The 3,350-nt window shown below is 33.9% G+C and carries 4 protein-coding genes; all 4 read left to right on the top strand.

The window, feature by feature from the left end:
- The first annotated feature begins 382 nt into the window (after positions 1-382).
- The 4 genes from M5A78_RS24500 (at position 383) to M5A78_RS24485 (ending at position 3,166) form a co-directional block, all read left to right on the top strand.
- Positions 383-880, top strand: a complete 498-nt coding sequence (locus M5A78_RS24500; protein WP_248737877.1) for a hypothetical protein — start codon at positions 383-385, stop codon at positions 878-880.
- 162 nt (positions 881-1,042) lie between these two features.
- Positions 1,043-1,615, top strand: a complete 573-nt coding sequence (locus M5A78_RS24495) for a TetR/AcrR family transcriptional regulator (RefSeq protein WP_248737876.1) — start codon at positions 1,043-1,045, stop codon at positions 1,613-1,615.
- A gap of 91 nt (positions 1,616-1,706) precedes the next feature.
- Positions 1,707-2,642, top strand: a complete 936-nt coding sequence (locus M5A78_RS24490; RefSeq protein WP_248737875.1) for an SDR family NAD(P)-dependent oxidoreductase — start codon at positions 1,707-1,709, stop codon at positions 2,640-2,642.
- A 323-nt stretch (positions 2,643-2,965) separates the two neighbouring features.
- Positions 2,966-3,166, top strand: a complete 201-nt coding sequence (locus tag M5A78_RS24485) for a hypothetical protein (protein ID WP_248737874.1) — start codon at positions 2,966-2,968, stop codon at positions 3,164-3,166.
- Positions 3,167-3,350 lie beyond the last annotated feature (184 nt).

Raw genomic sequence — 3,350 nt, 5'->3', positions numbered from 1 at the left:
ACAGTTTCATTGTGTAAGTTTATGGGTAAAGCGATGTTTTCAATAGCATTCAGTATGGCATTTTGGGTACTTAGTGATGCATTTAAAATCAAGTGGTTGTTCTACGTTGGTCTCGTTTTATATTTATGCATAATAGTATTTATCATTATTTACACTAATACGGGGAATAGATTTAAAAAATAGTATGGATCCTGAGTTTTTAAGGGCTGTAGTTTCTAAAAATCTGTTAATCATCGAAGTAATTGTGAAGAACTTCACTTAAAGTAACGGGTGCTTTACTTCAATAAGGAGTAGAGCATTTTTCTTATTGTGCTAACTGGCAGTTTACTTGAAGAAGAAATACGGGAGATAGCTTATACTTGGTATAAGGGGAGTGATGAATTTGAACGCGAAGACTTTACTGGAGTGGGAACGAAAACTCGATGCCAAGAATCAAACAATTAAGGGATTTTGGGACTATTTCAAGAAATGGCGAACGGAAGATAAATACGAGTATTTGGACACTTTTAAAGGGAAACTGTACGAAGAATTCATCGGTGTTGAAGAAAATTCTATTCAAGTAAGGTATCCTTTTTCGAGGATTGAAGCATCTGTGTTCTTTAATGTAAATATCTATTACTTTGATAAAGAAATTGGCACATACTGTATGGAATTTGACTTGGATGGGGAAGTATTAGACGATTATTTAGATTTTGTCAGTATTCCTTTAGAAAATAAAATGTTAGAAATAAGATACAACATATCTACTGTGCGAAAAGCATTAAAAGAGGGTATTGAGATGAAGGCGATTTCAAATATTACTGGAATTGATGAAGCTTCAATAGAGATAATAAAGAAAAAATATTGTTATGCTAACGGGGTGCTAATGTTGAAGATATAGCTGCCATTAAGCGGCTTTTTTTAGAGGCAGGATTGTTGAATAGAAAGATTCAGGGTTAAATATATCGGTTTAGTAAAATAAAGTATAGTTTTTTTACTTTAATTATGAAGTTGACGGTGTTATACTTGTTATTAACCAATGGTCAATAAAAGGAGTTAGAAAATGTCCCCCCGTAAAACAACTTCTCAAGAGCTGACAAGAGAAATAATTTTAGAGAAAGCACGAACCCAATTTGTTGAAAAAGGTTTTCAACAAATTTCCATGCGCAGTATTGCAAAGCAACTGGGCTGTAGTCATGGAGCAATCTATTACCATTTTAAAAATAAAGCAGAACTGTTTTATACGATTGTAGAAGATGATTTTTCTAAACTGAACAATCGGTTAGAAGAAACCATTCAAGGATCTGAAGATGATTCGACAAAGCTTTATAATATACTTATTCGCTTTATTGAATTTGGATTAAACCATCAAAGTCAGTATGAAATCATGTTTATGGTAAGAAATACAGAAGTAGATAGTCTATCCCAAGTAGCAGCCAACCACAGTTATCAAATGTTTGCTCAAACGGTTCAATCTTTATCAAAGAAAAAACTGGAGATTATAGACGTGTGGTCCGCATTTTTAGCACTACATGGCTTTGTTTCTCATTATCGTGGATATGTTGATAATTTTGACGAAGTGAAGTTAGCAGCCAAATCACACGTAAATTTTATAATAAAAGGATTAAATGGATAGAGCAGCTCTAAATCATTTGCAGGTTTAGAGCTTGCATATATTTTTTAACTAAAATTGACCAGTGGTCAATTATAAAGGAAAGGTGTTATCAATGAAGAAGGCATTAGTACTAGGTGCAACAGGTGGAATAGGTTATGCATTGGTTCGTGAGTTGGTTGAACGAGGTGTGGAAGTCGTTGCTTTTTCAAGAGGAAAGGAGAGGTTACATGCTCTTTATCAGAATGAATCAAAGGTATCCATTTTTTCAGGGGATGCATTAGTGGAAAAGGATGTAATCGAGGCAGCCGATGGTGTAGATGTAATCTTTCATGCAGTTAGCTTTCCTTATCAGGAATGGAAGGATAAGCATCCTTTATGCATAGAGATAATAGTCCGGGCTGCCGAAATGCAACAAACAAAAATTGCACTTGTGGATAATATTTATGCTTATGGTAGGCAATCCAAAATAGAAGTAATTGAAGATACAAAGAAGGAGCCACATACAAAAAAGGGAAAGATCCGGCTCGCAATGGAAAATAGATTAAAAAGAAGTAATGTCCCTTGTTTGATTGTGAATATGCCCGATCTATACGGGCCAAATGCGGAAAATACACTCCTTCATGAAACACTAAAAAACGTTGTTCTAAATAAATCCGCGAATTTTGTTGGTGACATTAAGGTGGCTCGAGAGTTTATTTTTACGTTGGACGGTGCAAAGGCAATGGTGGAACTAGCTTTACGAGAAGATACGTACAACCAAAATTGGAATATCCCATCTGCACATCCAATAACAGGAGAAGAAATAATTGAGATATTGCGTAAGGAAGTAGGATATAAAAAGTCGATTAGAACCGTGTCAAAAACAATGATTCGATTTATCGGATTATTTCAGCCGTTCATGAGAGAGATGGTAGAGATGATGTACTTGACAGAGGATCCTGTAATCTTAAGTGGTAAGAAGTACGAAGCGAAAATAGGACCGATACCACATACTCCGTATAAAAAAGGAATTAAGGAAACATTAAATTGGATGAATGAGAAGGTTTAGGGGTAACTTACCATTTAATGTGTAGGGGCGTAATTTCGTGAGTTTTAAGAAGACATTATTTATTATCCAATATTAAAATCGGGCGCTTTTCTAAAGCATGAAATGTGCTCTTCTTAATGAATCGGGCGCAATTCCAGAATAAGAATTGCGCTCTTTCCTTATGTATAAGGCCAGATTGTGGAGGATTATTTTTAAGGAAAATTGGGTATTTATCGATGGGATTGTGAAGGATTGTACTTAAGCTAACGGGTGGCAGGTTAGTTCAATAAGAATTTACAATTAAATACAATAATAAAATAAATATATATGTTAAAATGTGGTAAATGGGCGGTTATATGAAAGAAGAAAATAAACCATTTAATGATGTAATAGACGACATTAACAAGATAGAAGGAAATGCTGCAAATGTTAGCAAGGATGCAGTAAAAAAGTTGCCAAAACCATTAAAATATTTTGGGTATATTATTGCTGGCGTCTTATCAATATCCATCTTGTTAATGATTATTTTATATTTATTAAACTAACTGACACTGGATTTTTTAATACTGGCTGCCAATCCTGGCGTCTTTTCTTATTGAACTAAATGGGCAGTTTAGTTAATTAAGAACCAAGGTAAATAAACCCATAATATAAAAAAACTTTTAGCATAATTTCTATTTTTTTGTTAAAGAATATCATTTGTACTTATTCCATGAAAAGGAGAATAGT

Source organism: Neobacillus rhizosphaerae (genome assembly GCF_937468385.1).
Classification (GTDB): domain Bacteria; phylum Bacillota; class Bacilli; order Bacillales; family Cytobacillaceae; genus Neobacillus; species Neobacillus rhizosphaerae.
The sequence above is the reverse complement of the archived record's forward strand: the minus strand, read 5'-3'. Positions and strand labels throughout refer to the sequence as shown.